Origin of the sequence: Castellaniella denitrificans, from assembly GCF_027214045.1 — a bacterium.
GTDB lineage: Bacteria > Pseudomonadota > Gammaproteobacteria > Burkholderiales > Burkholderiaceae_B > Castellaniella > Castellaniella denitrificans_A.
The window spans coordinates 15,575-33,521 of the sequence record NZ_JAPWHE010000005.1 but is presented as its reverse complement, the minus strand read 5'-3'; the positions used below and the strand labels follow the sequence as shown (position 1 = coordinate 33,521).

18 protein-coding genes are annotated in these 17,947 nt (G+C 64.5%); 14 read left to right on the top strand and 4 right to left on the bottom strand.

Annotation, left to right across the window (positions count from 1 at the left end):
- Positions 1-10: 10 nt before the first annotated feature.
- From O4H32_RS08525 to O4H32_RS08515, 3 genes are all read right to left on the bottom strand, one after another.
- A complete protein-coding gene (locus O4H32_RS08525) occupies positions 11-1,273 on the bottom strand; it encodes a replication-associated recombination protein A (RefSeq protein ID WP_269358573.1) in 1,263 nt (420 codons plus the stop codon).
- A 133-nt stretch (positions 1,274-1,406) separates the two neighbouring features.
- On the bottom strand, positions 1,407-2,060 hold the full coding sequence (gene lolA, locus O4H32_RS08520; protein WP_269358243.1) for an outer membrane lipoprotein periplasmic chaperone LolA: 654 nt from the start codon (positions 2,058-2,060) through the stop codon (positions 1,407-1,409).
- A 5-nt stretch (positions 2,061-2,065) separates the two neighbouring features.
- A complete protein-coding gene (locus O4H32_RS08515) occupies positions 2,066-4,420 on the bottom strand; it encodes a DNA translocase FtsK (RefSeq protein ID WP_269358242.1) in 2,355 nt (784 codons plus the stop codon).
- 45 nt (positions 4,421-4,465) lie between these two features.
- On the opposite strand from O4H32_RS08515, the gene trxB reads away from it, so the two are divergent.
- The 3 genes from trxB to O4H32_RS08500 are packed head-to-tail and all read left to right on the top strand — an operon-like array spanning position 4,466 to position 6,599.
- On the top strand, positions 4,466-5,425 hold the full coding sequence (trxB, locus tag O4H32_RS08510; protein ID WP_269358241.1) for a thioredoxin-disulfide reductase: 960 nt from the start codon (positions 4,466-4,468) through the stop codon (positions 5,423-5,425).
- Between the two features lies 1 nt (position 5,426).
- On the top strand, positions 5,427-6,206 hold the full coding sequence (locus O4H32_RS08505) for a Smr/MutS family protein (RefSeq protein ID WP_269358239.1): 780 nt from the start codon (positions 5,427-5,429) through the stop codon (positions 6,204-6,206).
- A 57-nt stretch (positions 6,207-6,263) separates the two neighbouring features.
- Entirely contained in the window at positions 6,264-6,599 is a 336-nt protein-coding gene (locus O4H32_RS08500; RefSeq protein ID WP_269358238.1) for a DMT family transporter, read from the top strand.
- A gap of 191 nt (positions 6,600-6,790) precedes the next feature.
- Here O4H32_RS08500 and O4H32_RS08495 read toward each other — a convergent pair whose 3' ends face one another.
- Entirely contained in the window at positions 6,791-8,887 is a 2,097-nt protein-coding gene (locus O4H32_RS08495; RefSeq protein ID WP_269358236.1) for a putative bifunctional diguanylate cyclase/phosphodiesterase, read from the bottom strand.
- A 477-nt stretch (positions 8,888-9,364) separates the two neighbouring features.
- On the opposite strand from O4H32_RS08495, the gene O4H32_RS08490 reads away from it, so the two are divergent.
- The 11 genes from O4H32_RS08490 to O4H32_RS08440 all read left to right on the top strand — a co-directional run bounded on the left by O4H32_RS08490 (position 9,365) and on the right by O4H32_RS08440 (position 17,898).
- Positions 9,365-9,988, top strand: a complete 624-nt coding sequence (locus tag O4H32_RS08490; RefSeq protein ID WP_269358234.1) for a hypothetical protein — start codon at positions 9,365-9,367, stop codon at positions 9,986-9,988.
- Entirely contained in the window at positions 9,969-10,913 is a 945-nt protein-coding gene (locus O4H32_RS08485; protein WP_269358232.1) for a nucleotidyl transferase AbiEii/AbiGii toxin family protein, read from the top strand. The genes O4H32_RS08490 and O4H32_RS08485 overlap by 20 nt, the downstream gene beginning before the upstream one ends.
- Before the next feature lie 28 nt (positions 10,914-10,941).
- Entirely contained in the window at positions 10,942-11,235 is a 294-nt protein-coding gene (locus O4H32_RS08480) for a plasmid mobilization protein (RefSeq protein ID WP_269358230.1), read from the top strand.
- A gap of 65 nt (positions 11,236-11,300) precedes the next feature.
- Complete coding sequence (locus O4H32_RS08475; RefSeq protein WP_269358228.1) at positions 11,301-11,978, top strand: TrbM/KikA/MpfK family conjugal transfer protein; 678 nt, start codon at positions 11,301-11,303, stop codon at positions 11,976-11,978.
- 12 nt (positions 11,979-11,990) lie between these two features.
- The gene (locus O4H32_RS08470) at positions 11,991-12,689 is read left to right on the top strand and encodes a lytic transglycosylase domain-containing protein (protein WP_269358226.1); all 699 of its coding nucleotides are present in this window, start codon (positions 11,991-11,993) and stop codon (positions 12,687-12,689) included.
- Positions 12,690-12,826: 137 nt separating this feature from the next.
- A complete protein-coding gene (locus O4H32_RS08465; RefSeq protein ID WP_269358224.1) occupies positions 12,827-13,147 on the top strand; it encodes a TrbC/VirB2 family protein in 321 nt (106 codons plus the stop codon).
- A 3-nt stretch (positions 13,148-13,150) separates the two neighbouring features.
- Complete coding sequence (locus O4H32_RS08460) at positions 13,151-13,555, top strand: VirB3 family type IV secretion system protein (protein WP_269358222.1); 405 nt, start codon at positions 13,151-13,153, stop codon at positions 13,553-13,555.
- A complete protein-coding gene (locus tag O4H32_RS08455; RefSeq protein WP_269358220.1) occupies positions 13,552-15,981 on the top strand; it encodes a VirB4 family type IV secretion/conjugal transfer ATPase in 2,430 nt (809 codons plus the stop codon). Before O4H32_RS08460 ends, O4H32_RS08455 begins: the two co-directional genes overlap by 4 nt.
- 52 nt (positions 15,982-16,033) lie before the next feature.
- On the top strand, positions 16,034-16,585 hold the full coding sequence (locus tag O4H32_RS08450) for a hypothetical protein (RefSeq protein ID WP_269358218.1): 552 nt from the start codon (positions 16,034-16,036) through the stop codon (positions 16,583-16,585).
- 190 nt (positions 16,586-16,775) lie between these two features.
- On the top strand, positions 16,776-17,156 hold the full coding sequence (locus O4H32_RS08445; RefSeq protein WP_269358216.1) for a hypothetical protein: 381 nt from the start codon (positions 16,776-16,778) through the stop codon (positions 17,154-17,156).
- Between the two features lie 37 nt (positions 17,157-17,193).
- On the top strand, positions 17,194-17,898 hold the full coding sequence (locus O4H32_RS08440) for a TrbJ/VirB5 family protein (RefSeq protein ID WP_269358214.1): 705 nt from the start codon (positions 17,194-17,196) through the stop codon (positions 17,896-17,898).
- Positions 17,899-17,947 lie beyond the last annotated feature (49 nt).

The window sequence follows — 17,947 nt, the reverse complement described above, 5'->3', positions numbered from 1 at the left end:
GGGCTGACGCTCAGCGGTCGGTTTCGGCCTCTTCGTCCCACGCCCGCAACTGCGCCAGCTTTTCGCTGATCTTCAGTTCGAGCCCCCGGGCCACCGGCCGATACCAGCCTGGCTCGGCCATGCCGTCGGGCAGATAGGTTTCCCCCGCCGCGTAGGCATTGGGCTCGTCGTGGGCATATCGGTACGCATGGCCGTAACCGAGCTCCTTCATGAGCTTCGTGGGCGCGTTGCGCAGATGCACCGGCACCTCGCGGCTGCGATCCTGCTTCACGAAGGCGCGTGCCTGGTTGTAGGCCATGTAGCCTGCGTTGCTCTTGGCGGCGACCGCCAGGTAGATGACGGCCTGGCCCAGGGCCAGTTCGCCTTCCGGCGAGCCCAGGCGCTCGTAGGTGGCGGCCGCGTCGTTGGCGATCTGCAGGGCGCGCGGGTCGGCCAGCCCGATGTCTTCCCAGGCCATGCGCACGATGCGCCGTGCTAGGTACCGCGGATCGGCGCCGCCGTCCAGCATGCGCGTGAGCCAGTACAGCGCGGCGTCCGGGTGCGAACCGCGCACCGATTTGTGCAAGGCCGAGATCTGGTCGTAGAAGTTGTCCCCGCCCTTGTCGAAACGGCGGCTGTTCAGGGTCAGGGCGTTTTCGATGAAGCCGGCGTCGATCCGCGCGACGCCGCTGGCGCCCGCCGCGGTCTGGCACTGTTCCAGCAGGTTCAGCAGGCGCCGGGCATCGCCATCGGCATAGCCCACCAGGGTATCAATGGCCAGGTCGTCGAACGTCAGACCCTCCATGGCCCGCGACTGCGCGCGCCGCGCCAGCTGGCGCAATTCGTCCTCGTCCAGCGGCTTCAGCACATAGACCTGGGCGCGCGACAACAAGGCGGAGTTGACCTCGAACGAGGGATTTTCCGTCGTCGCGCCGATGAAGGTCACCAGACCGCTTTCGACAAAGGGCAGCAAGGCGTCCTGCTGGGATTTGTTGAAACGATGGATTTCGTCCACGAACAGGATAGTGGACCGGCCGCCGGCCTGGTTCTGTTCGGCCTGTGCCATGGCGGCACGGATGTCCTTGACGCCGGAAAACACGGCGGACAGGGCGATGAAGGCGCAGTCGAACGCCGTGGCGGTCAGCCGCGCCAGGGTGGTCTTGCCCACCCCGGGAGGCCCCCAGAAGATCATGGAGTGCGGCTTGCCCGACTGGAAGGCCAGCCGCAGAGGCTTGCCCTCGCCCAGCAGGTGCGCCTGCCCGATGACTTCGTCCAGGCTGCGCGGGCGCAGCATCTCGGCCAACGGGGCGCCGACGGCATGATCCGCGATCGGGCCCTGTCCGCCCCGCGTACTCCGGGTTCGCGCCGTCGCGTCCGTGAAGCCGGGGTCGTCGCCCAGCAGGTCGCCCTGATTCGCCATGGCCGGCCTAGTCCATCTTCACGAGATCGGCACCCTTGGGCACCGTGAACTGGAACTGCCCGGCGGGAATGCCGGGATTGGCCTTCAATCCGGTCAAGACGATGCGCGAGACCTGGCCAAAGGCATCCAGCAACTCCAGTCGCCGTGGCAGGCCGTCGGAAAAGCCGATGTCCGCATGGACGAAACCCGCATCCGGCGTCCTGGGCACGGCGCGCAGCCATTGCAGCCCGTCGCGATCGGGCCGGGGCTGGAGGTCGAAGGCGTCGTCCAGCGAACCCGAGCCGAACAGCAGCGCGGCCGGCGAGGCGCCGACGGCCTGATTGGCACGGCGCTCGGTGACCTGCTCCAGATCCGGGTCGTACTGATAGACATGCTGGCCGTCGGATACGATCAGTTGCGCGTAGGGCGCGCGGACTTCCCAGCGGAATTTCCCGGGCCGTTCGAAAGCGAAGGCGCCGCTTTGCGGCTTCTGGGCGGTCCCCTGGGCGTCGGTCCGCTCCTGGCTGAACTGGCCGGTGGCGGATTTGACCTTTTCGACGAAGGACCGCAGTTGCGTCCGGGCCGGGTCGGCGGCGAGGGTCAGTCCAGGAAGGCCCGCCAGGCCGCACAACAAGGCGGTCGCAGACAGGACGCGGCGGCGATTCGGGAACTGGATGTTCATGGGGGTCACTCGTCCTCGCCGGATTTGGCCGGCACCAGGATGTCGCGGTTGCCGTTGGGCTGCTGGGGGGACACCAGGCCGGCGCGTTCCATCTGTTCCAGGATGCGCGCCGAGCGGTTGTAGCCGATGCGCAGATTGCGTTGCACGAAGGAGATCGAGGCCCGGCGGCTGCGCATCACGACCTCGACGGCCTGATCGTAGAGGGGATCGCTTTCGGCATCGGAAAATCCCGTGACGGCACTGACGCCGTCGCCGGTTTCGCCGTCGCCGGCGCCTTCCAGGAGGCCTTCGACGTAATCGGGCTCGCCTTCGGCCTTGAGGGCCTCGACCACGCGGTGGACCTCGTCGTCATGCACGAAGGCGCCGTGGACCCGCGTGGGCACACTGGTGCCCGGCGGCTGATAGAGCATGTCACCCTGCCCCAGCAGGGTCTCGGCGCCCATCTGGTCGAGGATGGTGCGGGAATCGACCTTGGACGAGACCTGGAAGGCGATGCGTGTGGGAATGTTGGCCTTGATGAGGCCGGTGATGACGTCCACGCTGGGACGCTGGGTGGCCAGGATCAGGTGGATGCCCGCGGCACGGGCCTTCTGGGCCAGCCGGGCGATGAGTTCCTCGACTTTTTTGCCCACCACCATCATCAGGTCGGCCAGTTCGTCGATCACCACCACGATCATGGGCAGCGTGCCCAGGGGTTCCGGCGCGTCGGGCGTCAGCGAGAAGGGGTTGGGAATCGGCTCCTCGCGCTTCTGGGCCTCCCGGATCTTGGCGTTGTAGCCGGCCAGGTTGCGCACGCCGAGCTTGCTCATGAGCTTGTAGCGTTTTTCCATTTCGGCCACGCACCAGTTCAGGGCGTTGGCCGCATGGCGCATGTCGGTGACCACGGGCGCCAGCAGATGGGGAATGCCCTCGTAGACGGACATTTCCAGCATTTTCGGATCGATCAGGATGAGGCGCACCTGGGTCGCGTCGGCTTTGTAGAGCAGCGACAGAATCATGGCGTTGATCCCGACCGACTTGCCCGAGCCGGTGGTGCCGGCCACCAGCAGGTGGGGCATCTTCGCCAGATCGGCCACGACCGGATTGCCGGCAATGTCCTTGCCCAGTGCCATCGTCAGCATGGACGCGCTGGTGTGATAGACCTGGGAGCCGAGGATTTCAGACAGGCGCACCGTCTGGCGGCGGGGATTGGGCAGTTCCAGCCCCATCAGGTTCTTGCCCGGGATGGTCTCCACCACCCGGATGCGCACCAGGCTGAGCGCGCGGGCGAGGTCCTTGGCCAGGTTGACGATCTGGCTGCCCTTGACGCCGGTGGCCGGTTCGATCTCGTAGCGCGTGATGACCGGCCCGGCCTGGGCGGCGACGACGGTCACGCTGACGCCGAAGTCGGACAGCTTTTTTTCGATCAGGCGCGAGGTGTATTCGATGGTTTCCGGCGAAACGGTTTCCTGGGACGGCTCCACCGGGTCCAGCAGCGACAGGGCCGGCAGGCTGCCTGCCATGGCCGGATCGTCGCGCGCGGTGAACAGGGCCTGCTGCTTTTCCTGCTGGACGCGTGGAGATTTCGGCACCGTGGTGACGGTGGGCTCGATGCGCACGGGCTGCTCGTGGACCAGCTGCGTCTGGCGGGTCTCGACGATTTCCTGGCGTTCGGCCTGGGCCGTGACACCCGCGCGGCGGTCCTGCCAGGCGTTTTTCAGGTCACGCAGACGGCGCCAGGCCAGTTCGATGGCGTAGCCGACACGTTCGGAGACGTTCAGCCAGGAGAAACCGAAGAACAGGCTGGAGCCCATGACAATGAAGGCCAGCAGCAACAGCGTGCTGCCCGCGCCGCCCATCAGGTGGGCCAGGCCGCCCGCCAGCAACTGGCCCAGCTGTCCACCCGCGCCGGCGGGCAGTGCGGCGCCCCAGAGCCTCAGCCGCAGGGCCTCGACGCCCATGCAGCCCAGGAACAGCAAGGTATAGCCGATGCCGACTTCCCAACGCACCCTGGGCAGCAGTTCAGGAACCCGGCTGGGCAGTACGGCCCGGGACAGGCGGTAGAACCCCGCCGCCACCCGTCGCAGCAACAACAGCACCCACAGCCAGGCCGACGCGCCGAAAAGAAACAGGAGCAGGTCGGCGACGTAGGCGCCGAACGTGCCACCCCAGTTGCGGACCATGCCGCCGTGAACGGAATGGGACCAGCCCGGATCGGCGCGGTTCCAGGTGGCCAGCACCAGGATCAGCCAGCAGGCCAGGGCCGCCAGCAGCACCCAGCGGGCCTCGCGGAACAGGCCCGAGAGGCGTGTCTGCAGGGGCGAGGGGCCGTTGCGCACGTTGCGGGAGGAGCGTGTGGGGGTCGCCGGAATTCTTGCCATCGCATCATTATAATTGCGGGGTCAATATCGAACGGATTTTCAGCGATGTCCAGCGCAAAACACGCCAAACTCATGATCCTGGGGTCCGGACCCGCGGGCTACACGGCCGCGGTCTACGCCGCGCGCGCCAACCTGGCGCCGGTCCTGATCACCGGCCTGGAACAGGGCGGCCAGTTGATGACCACGACCGAGGTCGACAACTGGCCGGCCGACGTCGCCGGCGTCCAGGGACCGGACCTGATGCAGCGCTTCATGGAGCACGCCCAGCGCTTCAATACCGAAATGGTGTTCGATCACATCGCCAGCGTGGACCTGTCGCGGCGCCCCTTCGCGCTGACCGGCGACACGGGCGCCACCTACACCTGCGATGCCCTGATCATCGCCACGGGCGCCTCGGCCCAGTACCTGGGCCTGCCGTCCGAACAATCCTTCATGGGGCGCGGCGTGTCGGCCTGCGCCACCTGCGACGGCTTTTTCTACAAGAACCAGGACGTGGTCGTGGTCGGCGGCGGCAACACCGCCGTCGAAGAAGCCCTGTATCTGTCCAACATCTGCCGCACGGTCACCCTGGTGCACCGCCGCGACAAGTTCCGCGCCGAGCCCATCCTGGTGGACAAGCTGATGGACAAGGTCGAAAACGGCAATATGCGCCTGGCGTTGTTCCGCGAACTGGACGAGGTCCTGGGCGACGATTCCGGCGTCACCGGCGTGCGCCTGCGCGACAACCGCAGCGGCGACACCGAGGAACTGGCCGTCACCGGGGCCTTCATTGCCATCGGCCACAAGCCCAACACGGCGATTTTCGAAGGCCAGATCGCCATGGAGAACGGCTACATCTCCACCCGCAGCGGCCTGCAAGGCCTGGCGACCATGACCTCGGTGCCCGGTGCCTTCGCCGCCGGCGATGTGCAGGATCACGTCTACCGCCAGGCCATCACCAGCGCCGGCACCGGCTGCATGGCCGCCCTGGACGCCCAGCGCTGGCTGGAGAGCGAAGGCCTCTGAATTGAAGGCATCCAAGTCGTCCCTCGCCGACCTGCGCCGCCTGCGCGCCGAGGCCGCCCCGCCCGAACCGCCGGCGGCCGCCCGCCGCACCCCGGGCCAAAGGCGCGGCGACCCGCATTCGGTCACGCGACCGCAAGGCGGCCGGCGCGGCGAGTCGGCGTCGCGACCGGACGGCGAGCCGGCGATCGACGCCGACTCGCCCGCCGAAGCCCCGCCGCTGGATCCGGCCGACCGCGCCCTGTTTCGCCAGGCCATGCGCTTCGTGCAGCCCCTGCCGGATCACGGTCCGCGCGCCCGGGCGGGCGGCACGCGGCGCGACCCCGAATCCCTGCTGGTGGCCCGGCGCGCGCACGCCCAGGGCGGCGCCGAATCCCGGGCGGCGCCGCCCGTCCATCGGCAGCGGCGCAAAGCATCGGCCTTCGACCCGGAGGCCGATGCCTTTCTGCAGGCGGGCTGCGGTCCGGACCTGCTGCGTGGTCTGCGGCGCGGCAAATGGATTCCCCTGGCGTCCCTGGACCTGCACGGCAGCACCCTGGACCAGGCCCGCGAGCGCCTGGACCGTTTCCTGGCCTCGTGCCTGGAACACGACATCCGCTGCGTGCGCGTCATCCACGGCAAGGGCATCGGCTCGCGCCAAGGTGAACCCGTCCTGAAGGCTGCGATCCGCCAGCACCTGTGTCGCCTGGAAGCCGTCCAGGCCTGGGTCCAATGCGGCGAGCACGAGGGCGGAGAAGGCGCCCTGCATGCACTGCTGCGCCTGCCACCCGCGCCCCGGGACTGAATCCGGCCAGCCCCCATCCCGATCCGGCCACCCGCCGTCATTTTTTTGGAACCCTTGATGAATACCAGCTGGATCCTCCTGAGCATCGCCATCCTGGCCGAGGTCGTCGCCACGTCCGCCCTGAAGGTTTCGGATGGTTTCACGCGCCCCCTGCCCTCGGCGATCACCGCCATCGGCTACGGTCTGGCGTTCTATCTGCTCGCCCTGGCGCTGAAAACCATTCCCGTCGGCATCGCGTACGCGGTCTGGTCAGGTGCCGGCATCGTCGCCATCGCCCTGATCGGCTATTTCGTCTTCGGGCAGGCGTTGGACGCCGCCGCGATGGCCGGCATCGGGCTGATCCTGGCCGGAGTGCTGGTGCTGAACGTGTTTTCGGGGTCCGGCGGGCACTGAGGCCGACATCCCCGCGTGGGCAGCGCCCAAATGGACCGGGGCCGACGATTGTGTCGTCGGCCCCGCCAGATTTCTGTTTTTTATGGGTACTGCCACAAATGAAAGCGTCCTCTGCGTGACGCCAGTGCCCAGCAGGGCTGTCTCCTCACCTGCATGGGCTGCATTATGCCGTCCGCATCCGCAAATGACACCTAGGGAAGTCCCGTAGGGACAGGATGCGGGTCCGGCGGGCGGGCCTGGGGGGACGACATCCAGAACTCCGGGGGAGCGGGCCTGCCGAACAGGAAGCCCTGCGCATGGACGCATCCCATGGACAACAACACGTCCCTCTGGGCTGCGTTTTCCACGCCCTCGGCGACCACGTCCAGATTCAGGGAACAGGCCAGGCTGAGCACCGCCGACACGATCGCCGTGCTGCGCTGCCGCGGACCCGATTCCAGCGGCCCGATGAAGGACCGGTCGATCTTCAGCGTCCGCAACGGGAAGCGGTGCACGTGGCTGAGCGAGGAATAGCCGGTGCCGAAATCGTCCAGCGCGATACGCACGCCCGCCTCGTGCAGGGCGCCGAGGATCTCGGCCGCCGCCTCTGGATCCGACAGCAGGGAACTTTCGGTCACTTCGACACAGAGCTGATCCGCGGCGACCCCGGCCCACGCAGCCAGATCCAGCAGGCGCCGGGGGAAATTACGGCTGTGGAAGTGGCACGGGGAAATATTGAGGTTCAGGATCCTGTCCCGCCCCAACAACGCGGGCGCGGCCTGGCAGGCCAGGCGGTACATGTGCCAGTCGATCGTCTCGATGAGGCCGGAATCCTCGGCGGCCGGCAGGAACTGGTCCGGCAACAGCACGCCGCGTTGCGGATGCCGCCAGCGGATCAGGATCTCGTAGCCGGTCACGCCGCTGTCGGCCAGGCGCACGATGGGCTGGAAATAGGATGCGAACTGCTCCTTTTCCAGCGCGTCCCGCATCTGCTGCTCCAGATCGAGCACGTTCAGGGCCGAGGCGTGCAGCGTTTCGTCGAACAGCACGAAACGCCGTCGGCCTGCCGCCTTGGCGCGATAGAGGGCGGTATCGGCGTCGTGCAGGATCTGATCGACCGTCCGGTAGGACGGCTGGCTGATCGCGATGCCGATGCTGACCGAGACGTGCAGATGGCGGCCGCCCACCTCGATGACCTCGGCCATCCGCGCATGAATGCGCTCGGCGACCAGGCAGGCCGATTCCGGCTGCGGGCAGTTCTCGAGGAAGACGGCGAATTCATCGCCCGACAGCCGGCCGACGATGTCGGGCGACCGCACGCACTCGGCGATTCGGGCCGAGACGATGCGCAGGACATCGTCGCCCACGCCGTGTCCCAGGCCGTCATTGAACAGCTTGAAGCGGTCCACGTCCAGGTACAGCAGGGCGAACCGGCGTGCCGGATCCAGATTTTGCGCGACGAGCGCGCGTTCCAGGCGCTCGCGCAGATACAGCCGGTTGGGCAGTCCGGTGAGCGAGTCGTGCATGACCTGATGCTTGAGCTGCTTTTGCGTACGCTCGCGGACCATGATCTGGCGACGCAATTCCCGCGTGCGTTCCTGGACCCGCTGTTCCAGCCGGGCATTCAGAATCAGGAGGGCCTCGGCCTGTTGGCGCCGCTGCAGGGTATTGGCGATCTGGTAGGACACGAAGGTCAGCAGCTCGGCGTCCTGCGGGGTGTAATGCAGATCGGGCCGGTAGCTTTGCACGACGACGACGCCCATCACGCCCCGGGCGCCCATCAGGGGCGCACCCAGCCAGGACACGGCCGGCGTCCCGTAGGTGGCCGCGTCCACCTCGCCCCGGGCGATCAGCGCACTGATCTCCTCCGCCTCGAGCCGGATGGTCCGCGCGCGGCGAATCGCATATTCGCTCATGCCGCGGCCCATGGGCCGGCGCGTGAGTTCCGCCCCCGAACTGTCCACGTAATAGGGAAATTCCAGCCACTGGCCATCATCGGACGCCAGGGCGATGCAGAAGCTTTCGGCATCGAGCAGCTCGCCCACGGCCTGATGGATGCTGCGGTAGAAAGCCTCGTTGCTGTCCTGTTCATGGCCAAGCGCGGCGACCCGATACAGCGTGGCCTGCAGATGGGCCGCCCGTTCGCTTTCGCGCACCTGTTCCCGCAGCCTGGCATTGGCATGGACCAGTTCGCGCGTGCGCTCGGCCACCCGTCGCTCCAGGGCATCCTGACCCGGATCGTGCCCGGTGTCGGGATCGACATGCCGCGCCGAAACCCGCGGACGCTTGGCCGCTTCCGTCTCGGTCACCTCCGTCGAGTCCGACGGATTCGTCCGGCGCTCATGACTCATACGATCCCCAGTGGCGCTGCGCGATGCGCTGATCCCCGACTGCCCGCCTGCCCAGTATACCGGCCGGCGCCAATCCGGATGGGCGAAAAAACCGGATGAAAACTAAAAAGGCCCCGCCCTCCGAGGAGGGCGAGGCCTGAATCCGCGTCCCGCGCGAAGCGGGACGGCGCGACGATCACATATTGTCGATCAAAACCTGTAATCTTGCTTTATGTTCATATAAATCAGATGGATATGACTTAGATATCGCCATCATGGCCCCAAATATGGCCCCGCTTGCGAAAAAGCCAGCTATGCACCTGGTGGGCTGCGCGTTGAACACCTGACAACCTGTATACGCGAGCAATGATACCGTCATTTGACCCCCCGATAAATCATGGATCAAGGTAAAATGCATGAAACATCAACGGAGTTTCATGCGTTTTTGATCGTACCATGAGTACACACCACCTCGACAACCTACCTCAGAAGGGCTCGGCGGCAGCGCTGGCCCACCATCTTCGTGCTGGACATGTCTACCGGCGCGAAGACCTGACGCGCCTGTCGTCTGCGGTGGACCGCGACCTAGGCAAGCTGGTAGCTGCCGGACGACTGAAAAAACTGGCACAGGGCCTGTACCATGCACCGAAGTCTTCGCGCTTCGGGCTGCTGCCCCCGGAGGACGGTCAAGTCGTGCAATCCTTTCTACGCGGCGACAAGGATTTCCTGCTGTTCTCACCATCCGCCTACAACACGGTAGGCCTGGGCACTACGCAGCTATACAACCGCACGCTGGTCTACAACCGTAAGCGCCACGGCGTCTTCAAGCTGGGCAACCGGGAATTCGATTTCCGCGTAAAACCCCGCTTTCCCCATCAGCTGACGCCTGAATTCCTGTTCGTTGACCTGCTCAACAACCTGGACGAACTGGCCGAAGATCGCGATGACGTTCTGGATCGCGCCCGAACGCTGTGGCCCGCCCGCGTATCCCCCAAACTGCTTCAAGCCGCTGAACTGTACGGCAACGCAGCCACCCGCAAACACGTCAAGGCCTGGATGGATGACCTCGTTCCTGCATGAACTCCCCGATTTCAGGGATCTGATCCTGGTCGTCGCTGATCAGAAGGGCATAGACCCCAGCCTGGTGGAAAAGGACTACTGGATCATGCATTGCCTGTGGGGGTTGCAGGCCCAGGGCTTCCAGTTCGAGTTGAAGGGCGGCACATCCCTGTCCAAAGGCTTTGGCATCATCCACCGATTCTCGGAAGACATCGACATCCGGATCGAACCACCGGACGACGTCAAGGTGATGACGGGTCGGAATCACGACCGGCCCGCCCACATCGCCTCACGGGGCGCGTATTACGACATGCTGACCGAGCGCATTCGCATTCCCGGTATCGGAAGCATCACGCGCGACAAACAGTTTGATGACCCGAAGCTGCGCAGCGCCGGGATACGTCTCTTCTATGACACGCAGACGCCGCAGGTGGCGGGCATCAAGGAAGGGATACTGCTGGAACTGGGCTTTGACGACACAGCCCCAAATCGCGCAGTGACCATTTCATCCTGGGCGCTGGATACTGCGTTCAAGCACGGGGTGTCGGTCACCGATAATCGAGCGGTGGATGTCCTGTGCTACGCACCCACTCATACCTTTGTCGAGAAGCTGCAGACGATTTCCACCAAGTTCCGGCAGCTTCAGGCTTCGAACCAGTTTCCGGCCAATTTCCTGCGCCACTACTACGATGTGTACTGCCTGCTGGCGCTGGACGAGATTCAGGACTTCATGCGGCAACCCGCTTATGTCGCCCGCAAGGCCCAGCGCTTTCGCACAGGCGATGAGCAAGTCATCGCCCACAACCCCGCCTTTATCTTCAACGACCCTGAACTGCTGCAACGCTTCACGCAGGAATTTCACAAAACAGCGGGCCTGTACTACCAGGAACAACTGACCTTTCCGGATCTGATCCAGCGGATTCACGAAAATCTGGGGATCATGTAAACCGGAGCAACCTTCGAACAGGTGCCCCATGAACGAACCTCTCTCCGAGGTCATCCGCATCCGGGTGACCCCGTCCCATGCTGCACGTCTGGGCGAGGCGGCGGCCCTGTCGGGGCTGTCCCTGTCCAACTACGTCCGGCGCCGCCTGGTGGCCGACGACACCTTGCAGGAAGAGTTGACGCTGCTGCGCCAGATCGTGGCCGACCTGGGCCAGCTGCGGGATACGCGTATGGCAGCCTTGGAAACCATGCACCTGGTGCGGGCCATGGCCAAGCCTGAACAGATAGACCTGGCACGGCAGAACCTGCAGCGCTTGCGCTGACCACTCCTCGGCCCGATTGCGGCCACCTGCTTTTCTCTTTTCCCCCTTCCCCGGAGACACCCCCCATGCAAACCCTTCCCGTCTTGCGGGCTGGGGCGCTGGCGTTCGCCTGCGCTCTGGCTCCAGCTGCCCATGCTGCCGACGCCACCGATCTGCTGACCGGTATCCCGCGTCTGGCCTGCGAAGCCACGCTGTGCTTGTCCTCCAGCTTGCGGCCTGGTGAATGCAGTCCGTCCCTCGACCATTATTTCGGCATCAAGCGATTCAACCGCCGTGGTCTGGACTGGGACGCTACTGTTGCTGCCCGCCGGTCCTTTCTGGGCCAGTGCCCAGCCGCAGCCGATCCCGGCATGCCCGAACGGGTGGAGGCCATCTCGCACGGCGCGGGCAAATGTGATGCCGACTACCTGAACCGCAGCTATGCCGACACCGCCTACAAATGGCGCAAGCGCGGCTATCGATACGATGCCGCGACCGGCAATCAGGAGCCCGTCTACGAAGTCCACGCGCTGTCCACGGTGACGCTCACCCAGCTGCCGACCTGGTGCGTGGCCTACAACGATCACGACTGGACCTATGAACTGTCCGTGCGCTATGTGGGCAGACCCACGATGGGCGGCCGCTGGATCAAGGCCGAAGACTACGAGGCCGCCCAGGCTCGCTGGGATGCAGAGCATGGCGGCCAATGGGCCAAGGGCTGGAACTTCTCGATGTCTGACCCCAGGCAGCGTGACAACCTTTGAAGGCGGCCATCCATGCTTGCCGAACTGGCCGCCCTGGCCCTGACCTGCGCACCCAATATCCACTCGGTCACCCTGAAAGCCCTGATCCAGCATGAGTCCGGTGCGCGACAGTACGCCATTGGCGTGAACCGCAAGGGCAAGGCCTTGCCCCAGCAACCGCATGATCTGAAAGCAGCCAGCCAGGCAGCCGAAGATCTGATCGCTGAGGGCATCGACTTCGATGCGGGCCTTGGCCAGATCAATGTGCGCAACTGGGCTTGGCTGGGGCTCGATAGCACCACAGTCTTCGATCCCTGCCAGAATCTGGCGGCTGCGCAGGCCATTCTGTCGGCCTGTTATGCGCGAGCGCTCGACACCCACCGCGATCAGCAACAAGCTCTACGGGCGGCCCTGTCCTGCTACAACACCGGGAATTTCACCAAGGGCTTTGTCAATGGCTATGTGGGCAAGGTCCTGGCCCAGGCCGGGATCCAGGTACCGGCGTTGAAACCCATCGCTCGTCCTGGCAGCTCATCTGTGGATCCCACAGCCTCTCTGGAACCGGGCACCACCACACCACGCCCAGCCATCACCGGGACTGGCAACAATCCGGAAATTCCGGATCGTTCACCCAATCAGCAGGACGGATCCCCTGACGCCAGCCAGCAGGGCACTCCTGACGGTTTCACAGCCCATCCCACAGCCGACGGCTTCACGCAGCCTACCCGCTGATTCACACCGCTGATTCAGCCCCCTGACCCAGAACGCTGATCAGGCCATCAAACCTGCGCTAGACCTGACCCGGTCACTTCCCATTCCTTTTCTCATCACCCCAGCGCACCACCGTGCCCTGGGGCAGGAGCCACACCATGCAAATACTGAACCACATCAAGAACAAGACCCTTCAAGGACGATTCGCCCGCACCCTGGCGACACTCTGGATACTGGTCGGGGTTCATCAGGGGGCGTTTGCCCAATCCATGGGTGGCCTTTCACGCGCCCAGACGACGCTGCAGACCTTGAAGGACAATCTGGATGTGATCCTGCCGATTGCCGCCGTCATCATTGGCGTCATCATCTTCGTGCTGTATTCCGCTGAAGTCATGAGGAAGGACGACGCCATCCGCTGGGGCATTGGCGTGCTGCTGGCGGGTTCCGCTGCTGAACTGGTCGTGCTGCTCTGGAAGTAAGCCATGGCCACACACACCAGCGACACACGGCCAGGACACCAGGACTCCACCGGCCAGACACACGCCACCCACCAGAACCCCAACACCTATCCCGTCTTCAAAGGCCTGGGGCGCAAGGCGACCTTCATGGGCATTCCCACGACGCTCATGCTCGGGGCCTTTGTCTGCGTGGCAGTCATCGCCATGACGGCGGGCCTTGCCTGGTGGGGGCTGCTCTTTGTGGTGATGCCAGCGCTGGCGATTGCCACCCGTGACGACGACAAGGCGCTCGATGTCCTGTGGCTGGAGCTCAAGACCCGCCGCATGAACCGTAACCAGCGCTTTTGGTGCGGATCCAGCTACGCGACCCAGGGCTACCACCGGCATCGCCCCTGGCACAGCCTTATTCACCGAAGGAATCACCCATGACAGCAGCCGCAGCTCTCGCCGTCGATGAACGGCTGGTTTCCCGCTACCTGCCCTATTCCCACCATGTCACAGACCACATCATCGCCTGCGACAACCATGAATACCTGGCGGTCATCAAAGTGGCTGGGCGGGCCCCGGACGCCTATGCCCAGGCGGAACTGAAAGAATGGATCGAAGCCCTGCACAATGTGCTGCGCGGCCTGCCCATGGGCTCGCTGGGCCTCTATTCACACATCATCCGCAGGCGCGTGACCGAATACCCGGACAGCACCTTTGCGCAGCCCTTTGCCGCGCAGTTCGACGCGGCCTATCGGGCCACGTTCGACGCCTCGGGCCTCATGGTGAACGACCTGTATCTGACCGTGCTGATTCATCCGGTCGAAGACCCGGTGCTGGGCACCTTTGCCAGTCTGGAGAAGGCCAACGGGCAGCGGCTGGCGCACTGGCAAGCCGAGTCCATCGAACGCTTGACCAGCACCCTGCGGGCGCTCACGGCCGGCCTGTATCGCTACGATCCACAGATCCTCGGCATCGTAGACCGCAGCGGCCTGGCCTTCAGCGAAACCGCCGAATTCCTGGGCTTCCTGCTCTCAGGTACCCACCGGCCCGTGGCGATCAGCCGGGAGCGCCTGCGCGAGACCCTGCCCCATGCACGGCCCATCTTCGGGCGGCACGGGGAACTTGGCGAACTGCGCACCGTGGTCGGATCCCGGATCTTTGGCATGATGGAATTACGCGACTATCCGGAAGCTACCAAGCCTGGCCACCTGGACCGGCTCCTGGGCCTGCCTCATGAATTCGTGCTGACCCAGTCCTGGGGTAGCCACACGGGAGCCGCCGCCAAGAAACTCGTGAAAAAACACCACAAGCTGCTGGTCGATTCGGGTGACGATTCGGCCAGCCAAGTGGCCCAGCTCGCGGACGTGATGGACGACCTGACCTCAGCCCGTCTGGGGCTGGGCGACCATCACGCCACGATCCTCATCTACGGCAACACGGCCGAAGGCGTGCGCCAGGCGCTCGCCCAGACGGCCACAACGCTCGCCGAAGACGCGGTGGGCTTTCGGCCACTGGATCGGGCTCTGGAAGCAGGCTTCTGGGCGCAACTGCCGGGCAACTGGCACTGGCGGCCCCGGCCGGTACCGGTCACGTCGCTCAACTTCCTATGCTTTTCCAGCCTGCACAATCAGCTGACCGGCAAGCCTGCAGGCAACCCCTGGGGGCCGGCGGTCACCATGCTGAAGACTCAGACTGGATCGCCCTTTTTCTTCAACTTTCATGCCTCTACCGAAGACCTGGATGAGACGGGCAAGCGGCGCCCCGGCAACACCATGATCATCGGCATGACCGGCACCGGCAAGACCGTGCTGCAGGGCATGTTGCTCACGCAAGCCCAGAAGTTTGGCGCGACCTGCGTGGTCTGGGACAAGGACCAGGGCATGCAGGTGCTCATCATGGCGCTGGGCGGGCGCTACTTCAACATCCGTCTGGGTGAAGCGACCGGCTGGAACCCATTTCAGATGGAGCCCACCAAGGGCAACGTCGCCTTCATGGTACGCCTGGTGGTGTTCCTGGCCGAACGTCGGGGCGAAGCAGTCAGCACCCGTCAGCGGGCCGACATCACCCAGGCCATGCAGCAGCTGGTGACGCTCATCGACCGATCTGCCAGGACCCTGTCCACCCTGAACACGCTGCTGCCCAATCCCTACAGCGAGGACGAGTCGCACAGCACCATCCACGCGCGGCTTGCCCCCTGGTGTCAGGGCGGCGAATACGGCTGGGTGTTCGACAATCCTGGCGATCACCTGGACCTGGAGACCACGAGCGGCAAGCCTGCGATCTTCGGGTTCGACCTGACCGAACTGCTGGACGATGATGACGTGCGCGGGGCCGCCACCCTGTATCTGAAGCATCGGATCGACGCCCTGCACGACGGGCGGCGCATCATCAATCTGTACGACGAGTGCCAACATCCCCTGAAGGATGCACATTTTCAGGAATCCATGCAGGACGCGAGCCGCACCATTCGGAAAAAGAATGGAGTGCTGGCCTTTGCCACCCAGGAACCGGGAGCCATCACTGAGAACCCCGTGGGGCCGTCGCTCGTGCAGCAGACCGCGACGCTCATCCTCTTGCCCAACCCCAAGGCTCGCGCCCGCGATTACATCGAAGGCTTTGGCCTGACGCCTGCGGAATTCGCCCTGCTGCAAAGCCTGGGTGAAGCCAGCCGCAAATTCCTGGTCAAACAGGGCGTCAGCGTGACGGTCGCCCAGCTGGATCTGTCCGGCTGCGAAGACGAGCTGCTGGTGTTCTCCGGCAGCCCCGACATGGCCGAGATTGCCGAACAGGCGGTAACCCAGGCGGGCCCAGATCCCGCCGTCTGGTTGCCGGTGTATCTGGCTGCTGTCCGACAGCCGCATCTGTAATCACCTGTTCCGCCTGCTAAGTCAGCTGGCCACCCTCACAAGGAACTACACCATGAAGCATGAACCCCATGCTCAGGATCAGCTACGCGCGGACGAATCGCGCCGCCAGGATCTGGGGCAAGCCCGACAGGATCACCACCACGACCCCGCCTTTTACGACCGCCTGGGCCTGGCTGACCCCGAACCGGAACCCGATCCTCCTGAAGAACGCTTCCTGATTTCGATCTATGGCGAACGCTGGACACTTGAAGACCGGGAAGCAGGCCAATTCAGCGAAGGCACAGCCGAAATCGAACGTGAAACAGTCGATACCGACGACCTGAAGCGCATCGGCCAGGACTACGGCCTGGACCTGCCTTCTGCCTCCGATCCCCGCCACACGCCGTATCTCTGGTTTTCATCCAGCACCCCGCGCGAGGATCAGGAGTATTTCGGGCAAGGTGTACACAAGTATTACAGCCTGCATATCCACGAAGTGAATGGCCATCGGCCAGAACCGGCCGACATCCAGCGGATTGCCGATGTCATCGGTGTGCGCTTCGATCACCCTCTGCAGCTGCAGGCACCGACGCATGAAAAGGAGGGCCCCGACCTATGTCTGTGACCCCTGCAAACCTTGACCGGCCGCCCACCGCCGACGAAGCGATGGGCATGGCCTGGTGGAACATCCTGAAACCATCGGAACGCGCGACCTGGCTTACAAAAGCTGGGCCCGCCTGCAGCGTGGCTGATGCCTGGGCCGCCTTCAAACGGCACCAGGCGACCCACACCAACCCATCACCACAGGACACCCCATGAACCGACGACATTTCATTGCTGCCACCGGCGCCACCCTGCTGACCATCCTGGCCGGATGCAAGACGGAGCCGGATGGGGAGAAGTTCATCGGGTATTGGAAATCGGACAGCAAATATGATCCCGACGTGATCCACATTGCCCGCAACGGCGACAGTTTCCTGTTCACGGTGGTCGCAAAAGGGCCGCTGGGTGGCGATTATCAGGCACACAAGCTGCCCGCCAAGCTGGATGGGTCGAACAACATCCTGATCGTGGGCGAAAACCGCATCGCCTATGACGAGAAGGCCGACATGATTGTCTCGGGCCAGATGAAGGCACGCCGCGCCACCGAAGCCGAATATCAGGCCATCGCCAAACCGGCCACCACTCAGCCCTGACGCCAGCGCCTACGGGCGCATTCTCCGGAGATTTTCCATGACACGCTGCAAGCAATTCGCGGCGGGCATCGCCCTGTCCGCTGCTTTCATGAACCCTGCCCACGCCAGCGGCATCCCCACCATCGACGCCGCCACTATCGCCCAGCTGCAGGAACAGCTGCTCACCGCCCGAGACCAACTGCAGAACCTGACCGAACAGCTGGCCACCGCCAAAAGCCAGCTGGCCGCCTTCACCCAATCGAGCGGCTATGGCAACGTCGTGGGCAACCCTGACATCCGCCACCAGCTACGCGCTGCTCTGCCCGCCAGTGCTCAGGATCTGCTGGACCGGTCTGGCGGATCCAGTCTGGATAACGATGTCAGCCGGATCACTGATTCAGTGACCGCACCAGTAGACTTTCAGACCGACCGAGCCAAGCTGTCCCAACGCGCCCTGAATATCGAAGCAACCTCCAAGGCCATGAGCCAACGTGCCTACGATTCCATGACTCGACGCCTGGCCAATGTAGATACCCTGCAAGACAAGATCAATCAGACCACCAACCCCAAGGAAATTGCAGAATTGCAGGCACGCATCCAGATCGAACAGGCCAATATCCAGGCCGAACAGGTCCGGATCCAGCTGGCCTCCCAGCAACTGGAGGCCGAACGCAACCTGCTGCAGGCCCGTGCCGAGCGAGTGTATGGAGGCTGGTTTGGGGACAGCGAGACTACCGGCGATGGTGCCGGGACGACTGAGTAAGGCCGCATCATGTCTGGCCTGACTCCCCCCATTACTCAGCCGACCGCAC

What these genes read in the sequence shown, in the direction of transcription:
- O4H32_RS08455 (WP_269358220.1), top strand. Translation starts at nt 13,552, where the DNA reads ATGACAGCAGCCGCAGCTCTCGCCGTCGATGAACGGCTGGTTTCCCGC.
- O4H32_RS08515 (WP_269358242.1), bottom strand. Translation starts at nt 4,420, where the DNA reads ATGGCAAGAATTCCGGCGACCCCCACACGCTCCTCCCGCAACGTGCGC.
- O4H32_RS08465 (WP_269358224.1), top strand. Translation starts at nt 12,827, where the DNA reads ATGCAAATACTGAACCACATCAAGAACAAGACCCTTCAAGGACGATTC.
- O4H32_RS08470 (WP_269358226.1), top strand. Translation starts at nt 11,991, where the DNA reads ATGCTTGCCGAACTGGCCGCCCTGGCCCTGACCTGCGCACCCAATATC.
- O4H32_RS08525 (WP_269358573.1), bottom strand. Translation starts at nt 1,273, where the DNA reads ATGCTGCGCCCGCGCAGCCTGGACGAAGTCATCGGGCAGGCGCACCTG.
- O4H32_RS08500 (WP_269358238.1), top strand. Translation starts at nt 6,264, where the DNA reads ATGAATACCAGCTGGATCCTCCTGAGCATCGCCATCCTGGCCGAGGTC.
- O4H32_RS08490 (WP_269358234.1), top strand. Translation starts at nt 9,365, where the DNA reads ATGAGTACACACCACCTCGACAACCTACCTCAGAAGGGCTCGGCGGCA.
- O4H32_RS08445 (WP_269358216.1), top strand. Translation starts at nt 16,776, where the DNA reads ATGAACCGACGACATTTCATTGCTGCCACCGGCGCCACCCTGCTGACC.
- O4H32_RS08450 (WP_269358218.1), top strand. Translation starts at nt 16,034, where the DNA reads ATGAAGCATGAACCCCATGCTCAGGATCAGCTACGCGCGGACGAATCG.
- lolA (WP_269358243.1), bottom strand. Translation starts at nt 2,060, where the DNA reads ATGAACATCCAGTTCCCGAATCGCCGCCGCGTCCTGTCTGCGACCGCC.
- O4H32_RS08480 (WP_269358230.1), top strand. Translation starts at nt 10,942, where the DNA reads ATGAACGAACCTCTCTCCGAGGTCATCCGCATCCGGGTGACCCCGTCC.
- O4H32_RS08485 (WP_269358232.1), top strand. Translation starts at nt 9,969, where the DNA reads ATGACCTCGTTCCTGCATGAACTCCCCGATTTCAGGGATCTGATCCTG.
- O4H32_RS08460 (WP_269358222.1), top strand. Translation starts at nt 13,151, where the DNA reads ATGGCCACACACACCAGCGACACACGGCCAGGACACCAGGACTCCACC.
- trxB (WP_269358241.1), top strand. Translation starts at nt 4,466, where the DNA reads ATGTCCAGCGCAAAACACGCCAAACTCATGATCCTGGGGTCCGGACCC.
- O4H32_RS08440 (WP_269358214.1), top strand. Translation starts at nt 17,194, where the DNA reads ATGACACGCTGCAAGCAATTCGCGGCGGGCATCGCCCTGTCCGCTGCT.
- O4H32_RS08475 (WP_269358228.1), top strand. Translation starts at nt 11,301, where the DNA reads ATGCAAACCCTTCCCGTCTTGCGGGCTGGGGCGCTGGCGTTCGCCTGC.